Source organism: Picosynechococcus sp. PCC 7003 (assembly GCF_001693255.1).
In the GTDB taxonomy this organism is placed as follows: Bacteria; Cyanobacteriota; Cyanobacteriia; order Cyanobacteriales; family MRBY01; genus MRBY01.
This window is the reverse complement of the sequence record NZ_CP016474.1, coordinates 2,936,347-2,958,424: the sequence shown is the minus strand read 5'-3', so window position 1 is coordinate 2,958,424 and position 22,078 is coordinate 2,936,347. Positions and strand designations below refer to the sequence as shown.

Sequence of the window (22,078 nt, the reverse complement as noted above, 5' to 3'; positions counted from 1 at the left end):
GCGTTGGAGCCGATCCGTCACAATAGAAGAATTGTCCATGTTTTAGAATCACACACCTGCTATGGCTGCTCCCTCTCGCTTGCGCCGACTTCTGGCCTACCTCAAACCCTATCAACGGGACATCTGGCTAGGGATTGGCGCCCTTATTCTTGTCAATGGCCTGGGCGTTTATCTGCCGATTATCCTCAGTAATACAGTAGATTCCCTCCAAACAGATGTCGGCCTAGGTAATTTAACCCGTGCTGTTTTGTTAATGTTGCTCCTCGCCTCGGTTATGTGGGGAATTCGGATGCTCTCTCGCATTGCGATTTTCGGTGTGGGTCGGCAAGTGGAGTTTGATCTAAAGCAAAAAATTTTCCAACATCTCCTCACCCTAGAGCCTGCATATTTTGCCAATCAGTCCTCCGGAGATTTAATCAACCGGGCCACCAGTGATGTGGATAATGTGCGCCGTCTCCTGGGTTTTTCGGTGCTTAGTTTAGCCAATACGGTGTTTGCCTACGCGATGACCTTACCTGTGATGTTGTCGCTCCATGGCAAGCTCAGTGTGATGGCGATCGCCGTTTATCCAGCCATGCTACTCACGGTACAACTGTTTAGTGGTCGGTTGCGGGACGAACAAAAAGAAGTCCAAGAGGAGCTTTCAGAGCTCAGTCAATTGATCCAAGAAGACATGAGTGGCATTTCTTTGATCAAAATCTATGCCCAGGAAGCCAACGAACGCCAAGCCTTTGACAAGCAAAATCAGAAGTTGCTACAAGCCAATCTTGGCCTGGCCCGGATTCGGAATTTACTCTTTCCGATTATCGAAGGAATTTCTTATATCAGCCTATTGATCCTGCTGATCTTTGGGACGAGGGCTATTACCGCTGATGAACTGACAGTGGGGAATTTTATCGCCCTCATTTTATTAGTCGAACGCTTGGTGGTGCCTACGGCTCTACTGGGTTTCACGATTACGTCCTATCAACGGGGTGAAGTGAGCATTGATCGCATTGAAGCCATCCTTGACAATCAACCCCTCATCCAAGACCACACCACCGCCCATCCCCTGGATCGTCATCAGGTCGAAGGCCAAATTGTTGCCAAGCATCTTTCTTTTACTTACCCCGGCGACAATCGTCCAGCCCTAGATGATCTCAACTTCACCATTAACCCCGGTGAAATCATCGCCATTGTGGGATCTATTGGTGCAGGGAAATCGACCCTAGCCAATGCTTTGCCGCGCCTGATTGATATTGAACCTGGCCAACTGTTCCTCGACGGCCAAGACCTCACCGACATTCGCCTTCAAGATCTGCGCCAGGCGATCGCCTATGTTCCCCAAGAAAGTTTTCTCTTCAGCAGTCAAATCCGTGACAACATCGCCTACGGATTACCTGGTAGCGACCAACCCGAAATTGAATCCTCCGCCCAACAGGCGCAAATCCACCACGAAATCTTGAACTTCCCCCGGCAATACAACACCCTTGTCGGTGAACGCGGCATCACCCTTTCCGGTGGACAGCGCCAGCGTAGCTCCCTGGCCCGGGCTTTTATGATCGATGCCCCTGTCCTCATCCTCGATGATGCTCTCTCTAGCGTCGATAACAAAACTGCCACCGAAATTCTCGACTATCTTTCCCACTCCCCCCAAAACAAAACCGTTATCTTTATCACCCACCAACTTTCTGCCGCCGCCAAAGGCGATCGCATTTTCGTCATGGATCACGGCAAAATCGTCCAAACTGGCATCCACGAAGCCCTAATCAACCAAGAGGGACTCTACAAACAACTCTGGGAGCAAAACCAACTCGCCGAAATCCTCACCTAACTCAATCTAAACAATTAACGTAGGGATTTGGTTGCCAAATCCCTGATGTGTGTATCTTATTTCCCTCTTGCATATAAGAGAAAGCCTTAAGGCAGGGGGGGATCCAAATTTTTTTTATTTGTCGAAGCCTTGCCCTAACTTGATTCCAGGGATTCCGCCCAAGAAATATCAAAAAAAGCTGGAAAAAGGTGTTGACATCTCCAGGTTGTCTGGTTAATATAGTTAAGCGCGGTTGAGACAGACGCACTGAACCGACGCCCCGAACCGAGACAAAAGAATAGAATTTGAAAGTGACTATCCGCCCCCTTGTTTTAACAAGATTATAACAAGTGAGCTGGTTGAGATTGAAACAATCGATACCAAGGAACTTAGTTAAGGATAAAGAGAGCCTTAAAAAAATATCTCTTAATAAGAGGAAAGAAAGTTCTAAGGAATGAGTAAAGAATCTAATATGGAGAGTTTGATCCTGGCTCAGGATGAACGCTGGCGGTATGCCTAACACATGCAAGTCGAACGAAGCCTTCGGGCTTAGTGGCGGACGGGTGAGTAACGCGTGAGAATCTGCCTTCAGGACGGGGACAACAGTTGGAAACGACTGCTAATACCCGATATGCCGAGAGGTGAAAAGTTTTTTCGCCTGAAGATGAGCTCGCGTCTGATTAGCTAGTTGGTGGTGTAAGGGACCACCAAGGCGACGATCAGTAGCTGGTCTGAGAGGATGAGCAGCCACACTGGGACTGAGACACGGCCCAGACTCCTACGGGAGGCAGCAGTGGGGAATTTTCCGCAATGGGCGAAAGCCTGACGGAGCAATACCGCGTGAGGGAGGAAGGTCTTTGGATTGTAAACCTCTTTTCTCAAGGAAGAATAAATGACGGTACTTGAGGAATAAGCACCGGCTAACTCCGTGCCAGCAGCCGCGGTAATACGGAGGGTGCAAGCGTTATCCGGAATTATTGGGCGTAAAGAGTCCGTAGGTGGTCATGCAAGTCTGCTGTCAAAGCCCACAGCTTAACTGTGGATCGGCGGTGGAAACTGTGTGACTTGAGTACGGTAGGGGTAGAGGGAATTCCCAGTGTAGCGGTGAAATGCGTAGATATTGGGAAGAACACCGGTGGCGAAAGCGCTCTACTGGACCGTAACTGACACTGAGGGACGAAAGCTAAGGTAGCGAAAGGGATTAGATACCCCTGTAGTCTTAGCCGTAAACGATGGATACTAGGCGTTGTCTGTATCGACCCGGACAGTGCCGAAGCTAACGCGTTAAGTATCCCGCCTGGGGAGTACGCACGCAAGTGTGAAACTCAAAGGAATTGACGGGGGCCCGCACAAGCGGTGGAGTATGTGGTTTAATTCGATGCAACGCGAAGAACCTTACCAAGATTTGACATCCCGTGAATCTTGCAGAGATGCGAGAGTGCCTTCGGGAGCACGGAGACAGGTGGTGCATGGCTGTCGTCAGCTCGTGTCGTGAGATGTTGGGTTAAGTCCCGCAACGAGCGCAACCCTCGTCCTTAGTTGCCAGCATTAAGTTGGGCACTCTAGGGAGACTGCCGGGGACAACTCGGAGGAAGGTGGGGATGACGTCAAGTCATCATGCCCCTTACATTTTGGGCTACACACGTACTACAATGGTCGGGACAAAGGGCAGCAACCCCGCGAGGGCAAGCGAATCTCATCAAACCCGGCCTCAGTTCAGATTGCAGGCTGCAACTCGCCTGCATGAAGGAGGAATCGCTAGTAATCGCAGGTCAGCATACTGCGGTGAATCCGTTCCCGGGCCTTGTACACACCGCCCGTCACACCATGGAAGCTGGCAACGCCCGAAGTCGTTACTCTAACCGTTCGCGGAGGAGGGCGCCGAAGGCAGTGCTAGTGACTGGGGTGAAGTCGTAACAAGGTAGCCGTACCGGAAGGTGTGGCTGGATCACCTCCTTTTAGGGAGACCTAACCTACTGAAGTTTGAAAGCAATCAGCAAATAGAACGCAGTAAGGTCATCTCGAAGGTCGTGCGAGGGGGAATAACGGAAGTCATTTTCAAATTTAGGTTCGTGGACATGGGCTATTAGCTCAGGTGGTTAGAGCGCACCCCTGATAAGGGTGAGGTCCCTGGTTCAAGTCCAGGATGGCCCACTTATCAACCGTTGATAATCATCAATTGTTGATGTCAATGGGGGTATAGCTCAGTTGGTAGAGCGCCTGCTTTGCAAGCAGGATGTCAGCGGTTCGAGTCCGCTTACCTCCACCAAGACCACGAAATAATGAAACGAATTTGGCATCAGCACCATAAATTTGCCATTAGGTAAATAGTGTTGTTGAATGCTGAAAGAAATTTCAGTAAAGCACCTTGAAAACTGCACAAAAGAATATTAGATAGTCGAAATAATAGCTAGGTAGGAAAGTACGAAAGTACAAACAATCCAAAAATAGCCAAGAGTCTGACCTCGAAGAAAGGTCAAGCTACAAAGGGCTAACGGTGGATACCTAGGCACACAGAGGCGAAGAAGGACGTGGTTACCGACGATATACTCCGGGGAGCTGGAAGCAAGCATTGAGCCGGAGGTTTCCGAATGGGGCAACCCTAAATACAGCCATCTGAATATATAGGATGGTATGAGCCAACTCAGCGAATTGAAACATCTTAGTAGCTGAAGGAAGAGAAAGAAAAATCGATTCCCTTAGTAGCGGCGAGCGAAGCGGGAAGAGCCTAAACCAACTGCTTAGGCGGTTGGGGTTGTGGGACAGTGATATGGACTATAGAGGTTAGACGAAGTAGTTGAAAGCTACACCAAAGAAGGTGAAAGTCCTGTAGTCGAAAATCAAAGTAGCCTAACTGTATCCCGAGTAGGCCGGAGCACGTGAAATTCCGGTTGAATCAGCGAGGACCACCTCGTAAGGCTAAATACTACTGTGTGACCGATAGTGTAAAAGTACCGCGAGGGAAAGGTGAAAAGAACCCCGGGAGGGGAGTGAAATAGAACATGAAACCGTTAGCCTACAAGCAATGGGAGGACGATTTAACGTCTGACCGTGTGCCTGTTGAAGAATGAGCCGGCGACTTACAGGCTGTGGCAGGTTAAGGTGAAAAGCCGAAGCCAAAGTGAAAACGAGTCTGAAAAGGGCGTTAGTCACAGTTTGTAGACCCGAACCCGGGTGATCTAACCATGGCCAGGATGAAGCTTGGGTAATACCAAGTGGAGGTCCGAACCGACTTCTGTTGAAAAAGGAGCGGATGAGCTGTGGTTAGGGGTGAAATGCCAATCGAACCCGGAGCTAGCTGGTTCTCCCCGAAATGTGTTTAGGCGCAGCGGTTGATAAAAGCTTGTACAGGGGTAAAGCACTGTTTCGCTGCGGGCTGCGAGAGCGGTACCAAAGTGAGACAAACTAAGAATACTGTACAAAAAGCAACCAGTAAGACGGTGGGGGATAAGCTTCATCGTCGAAAGGGAAACAGCCCAGACCGCCAGCTAAGGTCCCAAAATACTTGCTAAGTGATAAAGGAGGTGGGAGTGCATAGACAACCAGGAGGTTTGCCTAGAAGCAGCAATCCTTGAAAGAGTGCGTAATAGCTCACTGGTCAAGCGCTCCTGCGCCGAAAATGAACGGGGCTAAGCAAGTTACCGAAGCTGCGGACTCGAAAGAGTGGTAGGGGAGCGTTCTATATGGTGTGAAGCATTAGCGGTGAGCAGATGTGGACTGTATAGAAGTGAGAATGTCGGCTTAAGTAGCGAAAATATGTGTGAGAATCACATACCCCGAAACCCTAAGGGTTCCTCCGGAAGGCTCGTCCGCGGAGGGTTAGTCGGGACCTAAGGCGAGGCCGAAAGGCGTAGTCGATGGACATGAGGTTAATATTCCTCAACTCTTATGTGGGAGCATAATTATGACGCATGAAAGATAGCTACACCCTGAATGGATTGGGAGGAGACTACGGTCTCTGCGTAGTAAAGGATAGTGCCTAGAAAAACTAATTATGTGTTGAAAGCATAGGACCCGTACCCGAAACCGACACAGGTAGGGTGGTAGAGTATACCGAGGGGCGCGAGGTAACTCTCTCTAAGGAACTCGGCAAAATTGCTCCGTAACTTTGGGAGAAGGAGTGCCAGCGAGAGCTGGTCGCAGTGAAGAGGCCCAGGCGACTGTTTACCAAAAACACAGGTCTCTGCAAACTCGTAAGAGGAAGTATAGGGGCTGACGCCTGCCCAGTGCCGGAAGGTTAAGGAAGTTGGTTAGCTTAGGCGAAGCTAACGACCGAAGCCCCGGTGAACGGCGGCCGTAACTATAACGGTCCTAAGGTAGCGAAATTCCTTGTCGGGTAAGTTCCGACCCGCACGAAAGGCGTAACGATCTGGGCACTGTCTCGGAGAGAGGCTCGGCGAAATAGGATTGTCTGTGAAGATACGGACTACCTGCACCTGGACAGAAAGACCCTATGAAGCTTTACTGTAGCTTGGTATTGGGTTCGGGCTTTGTTTGCGCAGGATAGGTGGGAGACGTTGAGATTGCCCTTGTGGGGGTAATGGAGTCACTGGTGAGATACCACTCTAACAAGGCTAGAATTCTAACTCTAAACCGTGAAGCCGGTGAGAGGACAGTATCAGGTGGGCAGTTTGACTGGGGCGGTCGCCTCCTAAACGATAACGGAGGCGCACAAAGGTTCCCTCAGGCTGGTTGGAAATCAGCCATCGAGTGCAAAAGCAGAAGGGAGCTTGACTGCGAGACCTACAAGTCAAGCAGGGACGAAAGTCGGTTTTAGTGATCCGACGGCGCTGCGTGGAAGGGCCGTCGCTCAACGGATAAAAGTTACTCTAGGGATAACAGGCTGATCTCCCCCAAGAGTTCACATCGACGGGGAGGTTTGGCACCTCGATGTCGGCTCATCGCAACCTGGGGCTGAAGTAGGTCCCAAGGGTTGGGCTGTTCGCCCATTAAAGCGGTACGTGAGCTGGGTTCAGAACGTCGTGAGACAGTTCGGTCCATATCCGGTGCAGGCGTAAGAGTATTGAGAGGAGTCTTCCTTAGTACGAGAGGACCGGGAAGGACGCACCGCTGGTGTACCTGTTATCGTGCCAACGGTAAACGCAGGGTAGCCAAGTGCGGAGAGGATAACCGCTGAAAGCATCTAAGTGGGAAGCCCACCTCAAGATGAGTACTCTCATGGAGTTAATCCAGTAAGGTCACGGGAAGAACACCCGTTAATAGGCATTAGGTGGAAGTGTGGCAACATATGGAGCCGAGATGTCCTAACAGACCGAGGGCTTGTCCTTAAACAGATGGTTAGACTAAGTATTTCGATAAACTAATAAGTATTTTGTGCAGTCTTGAGGGTGTGAGACCACACCACTGCTTGGTGTTTCTAGCATAGTGGAACCACACTGACTCCATCCCGAACTCAGATGTGAAACGCTATAGCGGCGACGATACCTGTGGGGTAGCCTACCGGGAAAATAGCTCAATGCCAAGCTTCTCTCTCTTATGAAAAACTGAATATTTTATTCTTCAACTCTATATTCTAATCAAAGCTCTCAACTCATTGTTGGGGGCTTTATTTTTTTCTTTATTTTTTCTTCGTAAGTAAAGCGGCATTGCTTCGTTGGGTAGTGTTGTAGAGTATGAAGAGTAAGTCAATAAATTGATAGGTATTTGAATGAATCGGATTTACTGGGGTTGTATATTCGGACTTTTTAGTGTGTTAGGACAGGCAAATCAAGCGATCGCCAACGAGATGATGTATCGACCCCTCGGAATTCGCTCTGGTCAGGAGATTAATCAGCGACTTTCGGATCAGGATATCCCCACGGGTGAAGGGGGGTTTGCTAGGGATTATGCGATTACTCTCCAAGCGGGCGATCAAGTTGCCATTGATTTGCTTTCGGATGACTTTGATACGATTGTGCTGCTGCTGGCGGCGGATGGTTCGACGATTGCCGAAAATGATGATGCTGCCGATGGTTCCACGAATTCATTACTATTTGTGCGAATTAATGAAACAGGACGCTATATTGTGCGGGTACGGGCCTTTGGGGAAACAGGCAATGGTGATTTTTCGCTCAAGGTAACGCGCTTACAACCCATTCGTGAATAAAGCAGTGCTAATGAGACAGGCGACTTCGGTCCATTCCACAGTGGCACCGTAGGTATCGCCTGTATGGCCCTGAAATTTCTGGCCAAACCAAGCACTGACGGCGATCGCCACTGTCATAAACCAAAGATCACTGAGCAAAATACTTAACCATTGACTAAGCGGCAGGACAAAATAGCTCAAGAGTAAAAACAAGAGCATGGGGCAGATACTCCAGCACAAATCTGGATATAACTGGAACTGCTGTTTGTGGAATGCTCCTTTGCCTTCGGCTTTTAGATAGGGATAAAAGGCGATCGCCACCACCTGAGACCAACGCCCCCAAGCTGGTATCACAACCAAAAAATACCCAGTCTCTAACCCGAAACTTTCGAGGGCGGTGACCTTGAGCAACAGGATTAAGATCCCGGCCATCACCCCAAATGCCCCAGAGACGCTATCAGCCATCACCGCTAAACGGTGTTTCGGTTCGGTCACTGCTAAACCATCGGCCGTATCCATTGCCCCGTCTAAATGTAGGCCGCCCGTCAGACCCAACCAAAGGGCCACTAAAATCGCACTCCTGAGTAAAGCAGAAATATTTAAACTCTCTAAACCCCAAAAAACTCCCAGCAATATGCTCCCAATGATGACACCCACCCAAGGACACCAACGAGCAATGCGGTTAAAACTAGGTTGCACTCCCTTGGGCAGCGGTAACATCGTATAAAAAAGAATCGCCCCCAAGAGCGATCGCCATAGCTGCACCAAACCTGATAAAAAACGAACCATAAGCCGATTGAGATGATTGAAGTTAGATGGATTACAGGTTTTCAGATGTCAAAATTCAAACCTTAAGTTAAGATTATGGCGAGGCATTGGAAACCATTAATAAACATCCTCCGCCATAACACCAAGACAACGCTGTCAAACACGGTCTTTGTCCTTGGGTTCTAGCTTTTGTACAAGTAAAATGACAATCGCATAAGCTCATCCTGATGTGATGGCGCTCATTTGTTTGTCTTGTCTAAGCGGTGTTATGGATGATTTACCTTCAGTCTGTCATATTTTTGTTTACCCTTAGTTAATTCCCATGAGTCATCAATGTCATCCCACTTCCTTGCCCGCTCCTTGCGTGGTCTCTACCGGTATTCTTGTCAACAAATGTGACATGAAACGTCTACTCCAAGATCTCGCGTGGGTTCGCTATTCCCATTACCTTGATGGCGAAGTCAAAACACAGGGCGAAGGTTGGATTGTGGAAGTTTTTGATGACGAACAACAGGCCACTTTAGTGGTTAATCAGTCTTTATATTTGAATTTGCATAGCTTCGATTACCTTGCCCTTAAACAGGCTGAAGCGGGTAAGACTTATTTTGAACTCGTGCAGGATAATCGCGTTTTACGTTTGGAAGTAGCGGAAAATCCCCATGCTAATCCTTTTAACCCGAAGGCAGTCCCCGAAAGCACCCTAGAAGAAATGGTGACTCAGGTTTTATCGGCCCGCTGGGATGTCCATCTGGATGACGATGAAAATTTTAATTTCTAGGTTCTGTTTCCTGAACTCGGTAGAATAAGCGGGGGCTTCGGCCTCCGTTTTTATTTTTTGTTGATCGTCGGAAAGTCATCTGTGAGCCATTTTCATTTTTCGCTGCATAAGGAATGTTGCCATACAAATGCCCGGGTCGGCGTGTTTCATACGCCCCACGGAATTGTGGAAACGCCCCGATTTATGCCCGTGGGTACCCTTGCGAATGTGAAAGGCATCACGCCAGACCATCTAGTCCAGGCCCAGGCCCAGATGGTCTTGTCGAATACTTACCACCTCCATTTGCAACCAGGGGAAGAAATTGTTCAGAAAGCCGGGGGACTCCATCGGTTTATGGCTTGGGATGGGCCGATTCTTACGGATTCTGGGGGATTCCAGGTCTTTAGTCTTAGTGAAATGCGCAAGATTCGTGAGGAGGGGGTGGTTTTCCGGTCGCCGAGAGATGGACGTTTGATTGATATGACCCCAGAGCGGTCGATTCAGATTCAAAATGCCCTGGGAGCCGATGTGATCATGGCCTTTGATGAATGTCCGCCGGGGGATGCGGGTCGGGAGGCAGTGGCAGCGGCAACGGCCCGAACCTATCGTTGGCTAGAGCGCTGTATTGTGGCCCATGAACGGGAGGATCAGGCGTTGTTTGGGATTGTCCAGGGGGGGATTTTCTTGGATTTACGCTCCCAAGCGGTGACGGATTTAACGAAATTAGACCTACCGGGTTATGCCATTGGGGGGGTCAGTGTGGGGGAATCGCCAGAAAATATTCGCAAAGTGGTGCAGCATACAGCACCGTTACTGCCGAAAAATAAGATCCGTTATTTGATGGGAGTGGGCACCTACCGGGAAATGGCCCAGGCGATCGCCGCTGGGATTGATGTGTTTGATTGTGTGATTCCCACGCGGTTAGGTCGCCATGGTGCGGCCCTGGTGCAAGGCGATCGCTGGAATTTAAAAAATGCTCAATTTAAAGAAGATTTCCGCCCCCTGGATGAAAGTTGCCCTTGTTATACATGCCAGAATTTTACGCGGGCCTATTTGCACCATTTAATTAAGGCGAAAGAAATGTTAGCCTACATGCTACTTTCTTTACATAACGTTACAGAATTGATTCAATTTACCGTGAGAATTCGTGAATCAATCCTTGGCGATCGCTTCGTGGAAGAATTCGGCGAATGGCTAGAACCCGAACCAACTCATGCTAGGATTGACTGCAAACCATAAGAAAAATCAGTTCAACAAGGAAATATATGGAAGCGGCATTATTACTTGCGAAATTACCTGAGGCCTACTCAATTTTCGATCCCCTCGTGGATGTTTTGCCTCTAATTCCTTTGTTCTTCTTGCTGTTGGCATTTGTATGGCAAGCGGCAGTGGGCTTCAAATAAACACCATTTTTGAATTATTTAAAAAAGAAATTGATTAAGCATCCCCGAAAGGATGCTTTTTTGTTTTTTGTAACTAAATGTAACGAGAATTAACCGCGATTCATAATCGCTTTTTGGAAAGCGGGGCGATCGCCTAATCGTTTTAAGTAAGCTTGGAGGGCTGGGTAGGCGCTGAGATCCACATCTTGGAACATCAAAGGAATGTAAGCGAGGATCGAACCGACGGCCACATCCGCTACGGTAAACGCTTCCCCTAAGAGAAAAGATGTGTCTTGCAAAATATCATTCAGCGGCTGTAAGTAACGGGCCATGACTTCATTGCGATTTTCAGCCGGGGTGAGTCCCATGGCAAAGGTCGAGTTGGCAAATAACACCCATTGGTAGGCGATCGCCTTATCTGCCGGGGAAGTACCGAGGTGGCCAAATTTTTCCGCAAGGTAAAGCAGAATAGCACCGGATTCAAACAGAGTGACCTCGCCATCGGTTAAGACAGGCACTTTCCCAAAGGGATTTAGGGACAGGAAATCCGGTTGCTTGTGTTCGCCCGCCTGCATATCGAGGAGGACAAATTCATAGTCAGCACCGAGCTCTTCGAGGTACCAACGCACAATTGAGGCACGGCTACGCGCCCCACCATAGAGTTTCAGCATAATGGAAGTTTTTGTTCGGCCAATAAATTCATCTAGAGAACTTTGTGGGTATGGGCATGTTGTTTCACATTGTCCTCTGTGTTGACGATATTAACCTGATTGAGGACGCGCTTTTTCGCGGTGGAATGGTTAAACTCTTCGTGGAGTGTCCCTAGGGGAATGTGGCCTTGGGCTTCGGGGCGGCGTTTGTAGGTGCGGGCGGCGGCGGCAGTGCGTTCTAAAAAGTCATCGGGAATTTGGAGGCGATCGCCTAGGGCTGTGGGCAAAGTGATTTGATCTGCTTGGATAACATCCCCAAGGGGTAGAGCTTGGGCAACTCGGTAAGATGTGGGAATTCCTTTTAGAAGTGCTTCGAGGGCGGCCGAAGGAATCGGTTCTAGAATTGAAACCGCCTGGGTTTCGCCTTCCTCCCGGACAAAACAACTGGCGACCCCAAAAACACAATAATCGTTACTGGTTAAATGATTGGTTTGAAAAAAATCTTGTAATGTAGGCATAAGAATTTTTACTTACTGAAGCTCAATATAAGGATTAAATTTTCCGTTTTGATCCTAACGAGCTTTTGGGGCGTACGAGACAGAAAGAAAGGATTCTTTAATTGCAGCGAATTATCTCCAATATCGAACCATTACCTCTGACCATAGCGATGCCTGCGCCAGTATTCTAGGGTGAAACAGAAAAAATAATATCTTGATGGTAATGAATCTAAAATTAAACTTTTTTTGGGGTTTTTGGCTGCTTTATGTGGGTTCTTTACTCCTCGCTCCGAGTCATTTTCCCTTCGGCGGCGAACCTTTGTGGCAACTACAACCGGCGACGTTGACCGAGGTAAAACAAGAATCGCTTAATTTCTTTTTTGTGCTGCCGATTTTAAATTATTTCGGTTGGCGATCGCCTTTGACCCCGGTGCTCAATCCTGTAGATGAAGCTCTCTTTAATTTTGCCGTTGCTTGGATGTGGCTTTTTCTGCCAGTCATGGCGGGCGATCGCAAGGGTCAACATTTGCCATACTTCGCCTTCTGGGGTTTGGGGATGTTTCTCACCAATGTTTTTTTGCTGCCCTATATGGCACTCCGGCGCTCTATTTCTCCTCAACCTTTCTTGCCTAAACCCTGGTTTACTCGTCTTTTCGCCTGGGTCGGAATCTGCGTTGGGATTATTGCCATTGGTTGGTTTGGTCTGGCTCGCCCTGAATTTGGTCTCCTCGGCGATCGCCTTGATTATTTTTTCCTGCGCCTGGGGGATAGCCGCCTCACCGTTGCCTTTATGGTAGACCTCCTCTGTTTTTGGTTTATCCAAATTTTCCTCATGGGCGATCTCACTACCAAGGATAGCGTCTGGCAAACCCTGCGTTTTGTGCCATTTTTTGGTGTGGCTTGGTGGCTACTCTTTGACCGTCGCTCTTCTTCCTAAAACACCTCTACTCAGTCTCAATTTAGATAGTTGGGGTGAGGTTGGGGCCATTGATAAATGCAATTAAAATAAGCTTAAGGAAACTATGATTATCGTAAGCTAAACTTCTAAAATGTAGTTAAATTCAAGATTTGAGCGATCGCCGATTATGGAAACATCCCTGGCTAGCCTTGGCCCTTTTTCTGTCCCTGCGGACAATCCTGATATCCTGAGCCAACTCCTTGAAAACCAAAAATCTCCCCATACCTGGCGGGCTTACAAAAAAGATATTCGTGATTTTTTTCGGTTCGTGGCCGATGCCAATGAAGCCACGCCGCTCTTGGTCGAAGCCTTTCTAAATCTGGAGCAGCCCCAAGCCCTTGCCCTCGTATTGCGCTATAAAAATCATCTGCGGGATGTCCGTTGCCTCAAGGAAGCCACCATTAACCGCCGTCTCGCGGCCCTCAAAGCATTGGTTCGTTTGGCGAATCAGTTAGGGCAATGTCGCTACACCCTCAGTGGCATCAAAGGAGAAAAGGTCAGTCGCTATCGAGATACCACCGGGATTTCACAAACTGTTTATCGACAAATTTTAAAAATCCCCAACCAGAAGACCATTAAGGGCAAGCGTGATTACGCTATTTTGAGATTGCTCTGGGATAATGCGCTGCGACGGAATGAAATTGTCCAAACCAATTTAGAAGATTTAGATCTCGAACGGCGATCGCTAGCCATTTTAGGCAAGGGAAAAGGTCGCCAAAAACAGTGGGTGACTCTCTCGGCAGCGACAATTACGGCCCTCAAAGCTTGGTTGGCTGTCCGCCCTGGATCTAAAAGTAAAATTCAACCCTTATTTATTGCCCTGGATCGTGCCCACCTGGGCCACCGTCTCACGGGGACTGCCATTTACCAGTTAGTCCGGACTACAGCCAAGGCCGCCGGCGTCACAAAATTATTATCGCCCCACCGCATTCGCCACTCTGGGATTACAGCCGCCCTTGATGCAACCAATGGGGATGTGCGTAAAGTACAAAAATTTTCTCGCCATGCGGATCTCAATACCTTGATGATTTATGACGATAATCGTAGGGATGTACAAGGGGAAATTACAGACCTCTTGGCAAATCTGATTTAGAAATCTTCCTACAACCTTTAGTCTGCTAAATCGGGAAAAACTTCTCGCACCGAAGGATGTACCAAACGCCGCTCGGCAATATTTAATCCCTGGGCGATCGCCGGATTTTGTTTGATGGCTCCCAGACCTTGATTAGCCAGTTGAAGAACATAGGGCAAAGTGCTGTTATTGAGGGCTTGGGTTGCTGTCCAAGGTACAGCGCCCGGCATATTTGGCACCCCAAAATGAACGACCCCTTCCTCTAAATAAGTGGGAGCGCTGTGGCTGGTGGGTCGGAGAGTTTCGATGCAGCCCCCTTGGTCTACGGCCACATCGATAATCACAGATCCCCATTGCATCTGTTTAACGGCGGCGCGGGACACTAAAATCGGTGCGCGTTTGCCCGGTAAGAGCACTGCCCCAATTACCAGATCAGCGAGGGGTAACCAGCGTTGAATTTGGGTTGGTGTGCTGTAGAGTAGCTCCACCCGGGAGCCAAAGAGCGTTTCTAAATAACTGAGGCGATCCACATTAATGTCGAGGATCTGTACCTGAGCCCCAAGACCCACGGCCATTTTTGCCGCTTCGGTGCCAACAGTGCCCCCACCAAGAATCATCACCCGACCTGGCCCAACGCCAGGGACGCCCCCCAGTAAAACACCTTTGCCCCCTTGCTGTTTTTCGAGATAGCGGGCCCCAAACTGCACTGCCAAGCGTCCAGCAATGACACTCATCGGCGCAAGTAACGGTAAATTACCTTTACTATCGGTGACTGTTTCATAGGCGATCGCCGTCACGCCTGATTGCATTAAATGTTCTGTGAGGTGGCGGTCGGCTGCCAAATGGAGATAGGTAAATAGGATTTGTCCAGGCCGCAACAAATCATATTCTGAGGGGAGCGGTTCTTTGACTTTAACGACCAGGTCTTGCTCCCAGGCGATCGCTGCCGTGGTCACTATTTCGGCTCCGGCCTGTTGGTATTCCGCATCCGTAAACCCAGAACCGAGGCCCGCCCCTACTTCAACAAAAATATGATGACCGGCACTGGCGAGGACTTGCACACTGCTCGGTGATAAACCAACCCGAAATTCTTGGTCTTTGATTTCCTTGGGGACACCGATTTTCATCCTCAACGCCTCTATGCTCTGTCTTAGGATCTGTGCTTTTCATTTAAGGACTTTTTTGAGGCCCTGTCAGCACCTACTTTTCAAATGATTCAAATTCAACGTTAACCAAGCACTGCTTCATAAAAATACTAAATTAATTTAGACAAAATGAAATTCAGCCAGACTGTGGGCAGAGGGAACCGAAGCAAGATGGCACAATAAACCTCAATATCTTCTACGGTGAAATTTTTAGATGTACCATTCGATCTCAGCCTTGATTGAAGCGCTACAACAGCCTGCGATGTATCCCCACCCGACCCAAGGGGCGATCGCCTTAGTGCAAACCCATGTGTCCTACGTATTTTTGACCGGGGACTATGCCTACAAAATCAAAAAAGCGGTTAATTTTGGCTTCCTGGATTTTTCGACCCTAGACAAGCGTCACCATTTCTGCGAAGTAGAACTAGAGCTAAATCGCGCCCTGGCTGCTGATCTGTACTTAGAAGTGCTGCCCATTACCTATGACGGCCAAACCTACGCCTTTGACGGGGCAGGGGAAGTGGTGGAATATGCCGTGAAAATGCGTCAATTCCCCCAAGAGAATCTGTTGAGTGAAATGTTTACTGCAGGCACTCTCACCGAAGATCACATGGTGCAACTGGGAAAAGCCGTCGCTGATTTCCACCAACGGGCGACTACTAATGATTACATCCTCGGCTTTGGGGAAATTGCCAAAATCCGTCAGGCCATTGATGAAAACTACGCCCAAACAGCTAAATATATTGGTACTGTCCAGACCCAGGATCGCTTCGAGCAAACCAAGCAATTTACAGACAATTTCTTTGCTAGTCGGGAGGAAATTTTTGCCAAACGCCGCCGCGAAGAAAAAATCAAAGAATGCCATGGCGATCTGCACCTGCGCAATATTTGTTTTTGGCAGGATCAGATTCAATTGTTTGACCGCATTGAATTTAATGAGCCTTTTCGGTTCGTGGATACCATGTATGACGTGGCTTTCACGGTGATGGATCTGGATGCTCGGGGCGCTAAGGAACTGGGGAATGCTTTTCTCAACACCTATGTCGAACGTACCGGAGATTGGGAAGGGCTCCAGGTTTTACCCCTATATCTGAGTCGTCAGGCCTATGTGCGAGCAAAGGTGACGTCATTCCTTTTGGATGATCCGGCGATCGCCCCAGAAGCAAAAATTCAGGCTGCGGCCACCGCTTCCGATTACTACGACTTAGCCTGGCGTTATACCCAACGTCCCCAGGGAAAAGTGATTGTGATGTGCGGCTTGTCTGGTGCTGGCAAATCAACGGTGGCTCGCGTGGCGGCCCGCCAATGGAATGGAATTCAACTGCGCTCCGATGCCGTGCGCAAACATTTAGCGGGTCTAGCTTTAGAGGCGAAAGGAGATGACAGCCTCTACAGTGAAGCGATGAATGAGCAAACTTACGCCCGTCTACAGGAGCTGGGTTTACTGTTAGCAAAACAAGGTTTTACGGTGATTCTCGATGCCAAGTATGACAAACTTGTCTACCGTAAAAATGTGATTAAAGCCTGTGCCGACCAAGATATTCCCTTAGAAATTTTCCACTGCCAAGCACCATTGCCGGTTTTAGCCCAACGGTTAACAACCCGCACCAACGATATTTCCGATGCAACGGCAGATCTGCTTACTAGCCAACAGGAGCAGTTTGACCCATTTGCCCCAGAGGAGCGCCCCCTGGTTAAAACCCTAGATACCACCCAGGCTCCTGTCGCAATCATGGCCCAACTGACGGAGGAACCGATTTAAGCCAAATTAATTTCTCAGAGAAAAGAAAAAGGCGATCGCCAACTTGGGTGAAAATATTACAAAAAGTTAACACTTGCGCATATTTCTCCCCGATCCCGTAACAAATCCCACGGAAACTCTGGGTCATTTCCTCAAAATAAATAGTTATAAATACTCATTGACTATTTCAATTAAGGAGTAAAAACCATGCAAGCAGCTGGCCAAATGACCTGGAGTCCCAACGGTGGTGCGTCTGAAGGGGTACTACATCTTAGGTTAAAAGCCTTTGACCCCTGGCGTCCCTATACGGAGTTTCCGGAATTTTACAAACCTGATTTTCCGTCTACCTCTGCGGGGTATGCCACCTTTCTTTCCCTCATTCGCAATCAGTGGCAGTACGTAAAGTAGGGTCTCTGCTGGGTAAGGCGATCGCCCTTGCCTTGCCCAGAACCACACTAGAATGTAACAATATATAAACTAAGCATTGACATTTGCAGCAGCTCTCGAAGCTCTTCGCCCATGAATTTACTTGCGACTTCGCCCAGTGCCAGCACCGCCTTTTTTCAGCGCTCCGCCGGTCGGTGGCATTCCCAGCGCCGCTACTACACCCTCAACAGTGACCAGGAGCCCCTGGAGGCCATTTCAGAAATCGAAGTCGTCTTTTTGCCCGCCGAGCACCCTCACCTGAAACCCTTGGCGATCGCCCACAAATTACCCTCTGATCAGGCCTTTCAATGTGGGGCGAAAGTAACCTGGGAAAGCACCTACACCAATGTGCAACGCAAACCCCTAAAAGGAGAAACGATCTTTGGGATCCGGGATCAGTTCATGTACCGCGACCGTGGTTTTTCGACAACTGCACCGATTGTTGCCGAATTTGAATTGATTCAACCCCACGTTATGCGACTCCAGACCGCCTATGACGGCGCAAGTTTTGAAGAAGAAATTAAATTTGTTGGGAATAAACACCGCACACGCCAAACTATTACTTCCCGTGCGGGACAAGAACTGATGATCGCGCAATATTTAGAAACGCGCCTCTAGGGATTCGGGCCAAATTTGCGGTCTTAAAAAATCTCCCTGGTATAAAAAGTATTCCGTGTTGGGCGTATGTCACGGATTGTTTAGGTTTATCTGTCTCGCCAAAAATTGCCAAAATTCCCGCTTACACTGAGAAGAGTGGAGGCCTCAAGCCCGCAGCGGCAAAGGAGAGAGTTATGGCGATCGCCACGATCAATCCCACAACCGGAGAAATCTGTCAGCGTTTTAAAGCCCTGACCCCAGCAGAAATTGACGCAAAATTAGCCAAGGCCCAGGGGGCATTTCAAGCATATCGGCGCACCAGTTTTAGCCAACGGCGACAGTGGCTCGAAAATGCGGCGGCGATCCTCGAGCGGGATGCCAGTAAATTTGCCGAAATTATCACCACGGAGATGGGGAAAACCCATAAAAGTGCGATCGCCGAAGCCGAAAAATCTGCTTTAGTGTGTCGCTACTATGCCGAACATGGCGAGCAGTTTTTGGCCAATGAATATACAGAAACCCAGGCCACAGAAAGTTATGTTTGCTATCAGCCCTTGGGCATTCTGCTTGCAGTGATGCCGTGGAATTTTCCCTTCTGGCAAGTCTTTCGTTTTGCGGCCCCAGCATTAATGGCGGGGAATGTGGCGGTGTTAAAGCATGCGTCCAATGTGCCCCAGTGCGCCCTAGCCGTGGAAGCGATTTTAGAGGCGGCGGGGTTTCCGGAAGGGGTGTTTCAAACCTTGTTAATTGGCGCAGCCCAGGTAGAGCAGGTGATCAAAGATCCCCGGGTGAAGGCCGCCACCTTAACGGGGAGCGAACCCGCTGGGGCGAGTTTAGCCAGTCTCGCGGGCCAAGAAATTAAACCGACGCTCTTGGAACTGGGTGGCAGTGATCCCTTTGTGGTCTTTCCGTCGGCGGATCTCGATGAGGCTGTGGCCGTGGGCACCGTGGCCCGCACCATGAATAATGGCCAATCTTGTATTGCGGCAAAACGGTTTATTCTCCACGAGGCGATCGCCGCCGAATTTCTCGAAAAACTCCACCTCAAATTCGCCAGTCTCAAGATCGGCAATCCCATGGAACCAGAGACGGATATCGGCCCCCTGGCAACGGAGGGCATTTTGCAGGATATCAGCCGCCAAGTGGATCAAGCGGTGGCCGCTGGGGCCAAGGTTTTGTTGGGCGGGCGACCCCTCGATCGCGCCGGTCATTTTTATCCGCCGACCATTTTGACGGAGATTCCCCCAGGGGCCAAAATTCTTCAGGAGGAACTGTTTGCGCCGGTGGCGATGGTGTTTACGGTTAAAGATCTCGATCAGGCGATCGCCCTTGCCAATGATATTCCCTTTGGTCTAGGGGCCAGTGCCTGGACAAATGATCCAGCAGAACAAAAACGCTTTATCCGGGATCTCGACGCTGGAGCTGTCTTTATTAATGGCATGGTGAAATCTGACCCACGCCTCCCCTTTGGCGGGACGAAACGCTCTGGCTATGGGCGAGAATTGGGCCTTGCCGGGATTCGCACCTTTGTGAATGCCAAAACAGTGTGGCTGAAATAATCCCCCGATTTTATCCTAACGATTTTGGTGCTTGAGGAGGCCCCGTGAATACCGCAGAATTATTGATCCGATGCTTAGAAAATGAAGGGGTAGAGTATATTTTTGGTCTGCCGGGGGAAGAAAATCTCCATATCCTCGAAGCCCTCAAAGAGTCTTCTATTCGCTTTATCACCGTCCGCCATGAACAGGGTGCTGCCTTTATGGCCGATGTGTATGGTCGTTTAACCGGGAAAGCGGGGGTCTGCCTGTCTACTCTAGGGCCAGGGGCCACCAATTTAATGACCGGGGTTGCCGATGCGAACCTAGACGGTGCTCCTTTGATTGCGATTACAGGGCAGGTGGGCACCGACCGGATGCACATTGAATCCCACCAATATCTCGATCTGGTGGCGATGTTTGCCCCCGTGACCAAGTGGAATAAACAAATTGTCCGGCCAAACACGACCCCAGAGGTGGTGCGTCGCGCCTTTAAAATTGCCCAACAGGAAAAACCAGGGGCGGTGCACATTGATCTCCCCGAAAATATTGCGGCGATGACCGTAGAAGGTCAGCCCCTCCGGCGGGACGGTCGCGAAAAAATCTATGCTGCGAGCCGGAGCTTAAACCGCGCCGCCGAGGCGATCGCCCATGCCAAGAATCCTTTGATCCTGGTGGGTAATGGCATTATTCGTGCCGACGCGGCCGAAGCCCTCACTGATTTTGCGACCCATCTGAATATTCCCGTGGTCAACACCTTTATGGGCAAAGGGGCAATTCCCTATACCCATCCCCTATCCCTGTGGACGGTGGGACTCCAACAACGGGATTTTGTTACCTGCGCCTTTGAGCAGAGCGATTTGGTGATTGCGGTGGGCTACGATTTGATCGAATATTCCCCGAAGCGTTGGAACCCAGACGGTCAGACTCCGATTATTCACATTGGTGAAGTAGCCGCTGAAATTGACAGTAGTTATATTCCCCTCACGGAAGTTGTCGGCGACATTGGCGATGCCTTAACGGAGATTCGTAAACGCACTGACCGCGAAGGCAAAACCGTACCCAAATTTCTCAATGTCCGGGCAGAGATTCGGGAGGATTATGAACGCTACGGCACCGATGCTAGTTTTCCAGTCAAACCCCAAAAAATTATCTACGATCTCCGTCAAGTGATGGCCCCAGAGGATATCGTCATTTCCGATGTGGGCGCCCACAAAATGTGGATGGCCCGCCATTACCATTGCGATCGCCCCAATACTTGCCTGATTTCCAATGGTTTTGCGGCGATGGGTATTGCAATTCCCGGCGCCGTAGCGGCCAAATTAGTCCACCCAGAAAAAAATGTGGTGGCCGTCACGGGAGATGGGGGATTTATGATGAACTGCCAGGAACTCGAAACCGCTCTGCGCATTGGGGCGAACTTTGTCACCCTCATTTTCAATGATGGTGGCTATGGTTTGATTGGCTGGAAGCAGATTAATCAATTTGGGGCACCGGCCTTTGTGGAGTTTGGAAACCCCGATTTCGTGCGGTTTGCCGAAAGCATGGGCCTCAAGGGTTATCGGATTACTGCCGCCGCCGACCTAGTGTCCACCCTCAAGGAAGCTTTAGCTCAGGATGTGCCAGCGGTGATCGATTGCCCCGTAGACTACAGCGAGAATGTGAAATTTTCCCAAAAATCAGGGGATTTAATCTGCCGTATGTAACAGGGTGTCGTACTGGGGATGGAGTTCTACCACCCGGCCCACAATGGCGATCGCCGGTGCGGCAAAGCCTGTTGCTTCGACTTTTTGAACAATATCACCGAGGTTACCCAGAAGTTCTTCTTGATCCGGGCGCGTCCCCCAACGAATCAGGGCAACGGGGGTATCAACGGTTAAGCCCCCTTCGAGGAGCTGGGGAATAATTTGGGGCAGATTATGGATGCCCATGTAGATCACGAGGGTCTCAGAACCCTGGGCGATCGCCTGCCAGTTGACCTGGGGTTGATACTTGCCGGCCGCTTCGTGGCCCGTGACAAAGGTGGCTGAACAACTATAACCACGGCTGGTGAGGGGAATGCCACAGTAGGCGGGGGCGGCAATGCCAGAGGTGATTCCAGGAACAATTTCTACGGGAATATTAGCTGCTTGGAGGTCGGCCATTTCTTCGCCGCCTCGCCCAAAAACGAAGGGATCGCCCCCTTTCAAACGCACCACAATGGCAAATTCCTGGGCTTTTTCGATCAAAATTTTTGTGGTGTCTTCCTGGGGGAGGGAATGTCTACCCCGGCGTTTCCCGGCATGGATCCGCTCTGCCTGGGGATTGATCATCGCCAAAATGGGCTCACTAACCAGGGCATCATAAACAACAACATCAGCCATTTCGAGGAGGGTTTTGCCCTTGAGGGTAAAGAGTCCCGGATCACCGGGGCCTGCCCCAACAAGGTAAACTTTGCCGACGGGAGTGCTAGGGGTCATGGAATTTGCCATGGAGGAGTGATTCAGGGGAGAAAATAATATTTAAGGGAAATGGCGGAGGGGCCGTAGAGTATCTCAGGTTAACACGGGCAATTTTTTTTTCTGTATCTTTAATTGCTCTTTCTAAAGAAATACTTAATTTTTTCCTTGACAAGGCGATCGCCCTTACGATTTTCTATCCCGAAAAAAGAAGCCATGGCCCCAACGAACAATC

At 49.6% G+C, this 22,078-nt stretch carries 17 protein-coding genes, 2 tRNA genes and 3 rRNA genes; 17 read left to right on the top strand and 5 right to left on the bottom strand.

The window, feature by feature from the left end; genetic code table 11:
• The first annotated feature begins 61 nt into the window (after nt 1-61).
• From AWQ21_RS14045 to AWQ21_RS14015, 7 genes are all read left to right on the top strand, one after another.
• A complete protein-coding gene (locus tag AWQ21_RS14045; protein WP_065715065.1) occupies nt 62-1,813 on the top strand; it encodes an ABC transporter ATP-binding protein in 1,752 nt (583 codons plus the stop codon).
• Between the two features lie 448 nt (nt 1,814-2,261).
• Nucleotides 2,262-3,751, top strand: a 16S ribosomal RNA gene (locus AWQ21_RS14040).
• 121 nt (nt 3,752-3,872) lie between these two features.
• Nucleotides 3,873-3,946, top strand: a tRNA-Ile gene (locus AWQ21_RS14035).
• A gap of 39 nt (nt 3,947-3,985) precedes the next feature.
• Nucleotides 3,986-4,061, top strand: a tRNA-Ala gene (locus AWQ21_RS14030).
• Nucleotides 4,062-4,266: 205 nt separating this feature from the next.
• Nucleotides 4,267-7,080: ribosomal RNA gene (locus AWQ21_RS14025) — 23S ribosomal RNA — on the top strand.
• 79 nt (nt 7,081-7,159) lie between these two features.
• A 5S ribosomal RNA gene (gene rrf / locus AWQ21_RS14020) occupies nt 7,160-7,277 on the top strand.
• The 16S, 23S and 5S rRNA genes sit together here with 2 tRNA genes alongside, the layout of an rRNA operon.
• Nucleotides 7,278-7,538: 261 nt before the next feature.
• On the top strand, nt 7,539-7,898 hold the full coding sequence (locus AWQ21_RS14015) for a PPC domain-containing protein (protein ID WP_315862276.1): 360 nt from the start codon (nt 7,539-7,541) through the stop codon (nt 7,896-7,898).
• Here the strand turns inward: AWQ21_RS14015 and cobS are convergent.
• Nucleotides 7,878-8,666, bottom strand: a complete 789-nt coding sequence (gene cobS / locus AWQ21_RS14010) for an adenosylcobinamide-GDP ribazoletransferase (protein ID WP_065715064.1) — start codon at nt 8,664-8,666, stop codon at nt 7,878-7,880. The genes AWQ21_RS14015 and cobS overlap by 21 nt on opposite strands.
• A gap of 301 nt (nt 8,667-8,967) precedes the next feature.
• Between cobS and AWQ21_RS14005 the strand changes: the two genes are divergently transcribed.
• The 3 genes from AWQ21_RS14005 to AWQ21_RS13995 all read left to right on the top strand — a co-directional run bounded on the left by AWQ21_RS14005 (nt 8,968) and on the right by AWQ21_RS13995 (nt 10,805).
• Nucleotides 8,968-9,423 (top strand): hypothetical protein, encoded by a 456-nt coding sequence (locus tag AWQ21_RS14005; protein ID WP_065715063.1) that lies wholly within the window; start codon nt 8,968-8,970, stop codon nt 9,421-9,423.
• Nucleotides 9,424-9,504: 81 nt separating this feature from the next.
• Nucleotides 9,505-10,641, top strand: a complete 1,137-nt coding sequence (tgt, locus tag AWQ21_RS14000; RefSeq protein WP_157094776.1) for a tRNA guanosine(34) transglycosylase Tgt — start codon at nt 9,505-9,507, stop codon at nt 10,639-10,641.
• Between the two features lie 26 nt (nt 10,642-10,667).
• The gene (locus tag AWQ21_RS13995) at nt 10,668-10,805 is read left to right on the top strand and encodes a photosystem II reaction center protein K (RefSeq protein WP_012308371.1); all 138 of its coding nucleotides are present in this window, start codon (nt 10,668-10,670) and stop codon (nt 10,803-10,805) included.
• Between the two features lie 89 nt (nt 10,806-10,894).
• On the opposite strand, the gene AWQ21_RS13990 is transcribed toward AWQ21_RS13995, so the two are convergent.
• Together AWQ21_RS13990 and AWQ21_RS13985 are read right to left on the bottom strand one after the other, a co-directional pair.
• Nucleotides 10,895-11,455, bottom strand: a complete 561-nt coding sequence (locus AWQ21_RS13990) for a glutathione S-transferase family protein (protein ID WP_065715061.1) — start codon at nt 11,453-11,455, stop codon at nt 10,895-10,897.
• Between the two features lie 32 nt (nt 11,456-11,487).
• Complete coding sequence (locus AWQ21_RS13985; RefSeq protein ID WP_065715060.1) at nt 11,488-11,952, bottom strand: hypothetical protein; 465 nt, start codon at nt 11,950-11,952, stop codon at nt 11,488-11,490.
• A gap of 196 nt (nt 11,953-12,148) precedes the next feature.
• Between AWQ21_RS13985 and AWQ21_RS13980 the strand changes: the two genes are divergently transcribed.
• Both AWQ21_RS13980 and AWQ21_RS13975 read left to right on the top strand, forming a co-directional pair.
• On the top strand, nt 12,149-12,868 hold the full coding sequence (locus tag AWQ21_RS13980; protein ID WP_232314996.1) for a hypothetical protein: 720 nt from the start codon (nt 12,149-12,151) through the stop codon (nt 12,866-12,868).
• A gap of 148 nt (nt 12,869-13,016) precedes the next feature.
• Nucleotides 13,017-13,982: a tyrosine-type recombinase/integrase gene (locus AWQ21_RS13975; RefSeq protein ID WP_065715058.1), complete on the top strand. Its 966-nt coding sequence runs from the start codon at nt 13,017-13,019 to the stop codon at nt 13,980-13,982.
• Between the two features lie 17 nt (nt 13,983-13,999).
• On the opposite strand, the gene ald is transcribed toward AWQ21_RS13975, so the two are convergent.
• Nucleotides 14,000-15,088 carry an alanine dehydrogenase gene (gene ald, locus AWQ21_RS13970; RefSeq protein ID WP_065715057.1) on the bottom strand — a complete coding sequence of 363 codons (1,089 nt, stop codon included), beginning with the start codon at nt 15,086-15,088 and terminating at the stop codon, nt 14,000-14,002.
• A 232-nt stretch (nt 15,089-15,320) separates the two neighbouring features.
• Here ald and AWQ21_RS13965 point away from each other — a divergent pair, with 232 nt between their 5' ends.
• The 5 genes from AWQ21_RS13965 (at nt 15,321) to AWQ21_RS13945 (ending at nt 21,111) form a co-directional block, all read left to right on the top strand.
• Nucleotides 15,321-16,868 carry an AAA family ATPase gene (locus AWQ21_RS13965; RefSeq protein ID WP_065715056.1) on the top strand — a complete coding sequence of 516 codons (1,548 nt, stop codon included), beginning with the start codon at nt 15,321-15,323 and terminating at the stop codon, nt 16,866-16,868.
• Between the two features lie 186 nt (nt 16,869-17,054).
• On the top strand, nt 17,055-17,255 hold the full coding sequence (locus tag AWQ21_RS13960) for a hypothetical protein (protein ID WP_065715055.1): 201 nt from the start codon (nt 17,055-17,057) through the stop codon (nt 17,253-17,255).
• Nucleotides 17,256-17,366: 111 nt separating this feature from the next.
• A complete protein-coding gene (locus tag AWQ21_RS13955; protein WP_065715054.1) occupies nt 17,367-17,891 on the top strand; it encodes a phycobiliprotein lyase in 525 nt (174 codons plus the stop codon).
• A 173-nt stretch (nt 17,892-18,064) separates the two neighbouring features.
• Nucleotides 18,065-19,429, top strand: a complete 1,365-nt coding sequence (locus tag AWQ21_RS13950) for an NAD-dependent succinate-semialdehyde dehydrogenase (protein ID WP_065715053.1) — start codon at nt 18,065-18,067, stop codon at nt 19,427-19,429.
• A gap of 44 nt (nt 19,430-19,473) precedes the next feature.
• A complete protein-coding gene (locus AWQ21_RS13945) occupies nt 19,474-21,111 on the top strand; it encodes an acetolactate synthase large subunit (protein ID WP_065715052.1) in 1,638 nt (545 codons plus the stop codon).
• On the opposite strand, the gene cobA is transcribed toward AWQ21_RS13945, so the two are convergent.
• A complete protein-coding gene (gene cobA / locus AWQ21_RS13940; protein WP_232314995.1) occupies nt 21,094-21,864 on the bottom strand; it encodes a uroporphyrinogen-III C-methyltransferase in 771 nt (256 codons plus the stop codon). The two genes, AWQ21_RS13945 and cobA, sit on opposite strands and share 18 nt — an antisense overlap.
• Nucleotides 21,865-22,078: the final 214 nt, after the last annotated feature.